The sequence below is a fragment of the Vibrio sp. YT-19(2023) genome, assembly GCF_033337395.1.
Genome location: NZ_JAWOQN010001137.1, coordinates 1 through 519, shown reverse-complemented (window position 1 = coordinate 519; position 519 = coordinate 1). Strand labels below are relative to the sequence as shown.

1 pseudogene is annotated in these 519 nt (G+C 47.0%); it reads left to right on the top strand.

The annotated features are described in order from the left end of the window. A pseudogene (locus tag R7E78_RS30480) lies at positions 1-519 on the top strand (tetratricopeptide repeat protein); the annotation flags it as partial.

Here is a 519-nt window from a genome sequence, read left to right as displayed (position 1 = left end):
ACGTAATCTGCGCATGCTGAACGTGAAGTTGTCTCGCTCACTGAAAAAATCGCGTGACACTTTTGAACAGTGGCAAATGGGTGAACTTATCCATGAACCGCTCAACGACCGACTACGTTTTGTGATGATCGACCTACCGTTCTTACGCAGCATGTACGTTCAAAATGGTTACAAAGCGGGCTTAGAATTAGAACGCGCATTCGGTGAATACCTAGCAGAGCGCATCGAAAAACCGGCACGTTTGTACCACTTCTCGGATGCAAACTTACTCTACATCGAACCTAACGCAGACCGCGACGCCTCTGCCGAAGTCATGTTTGAAAAATTCCAAGCGTGGGTAGACGAATTTGCGACTCAGCATAACGTCAATCGCATCATTCGTATGGGCATCAGCGACTACCCATTCTTGCCTCGTGCTTACACCGCTATCAATGATGAAGAACTGCTCGATTTACTGCTACTTGCGACGCACATTGCACGCGAAGTTAGCCTCAAAGATAAACAAAGTCATTGGGTATT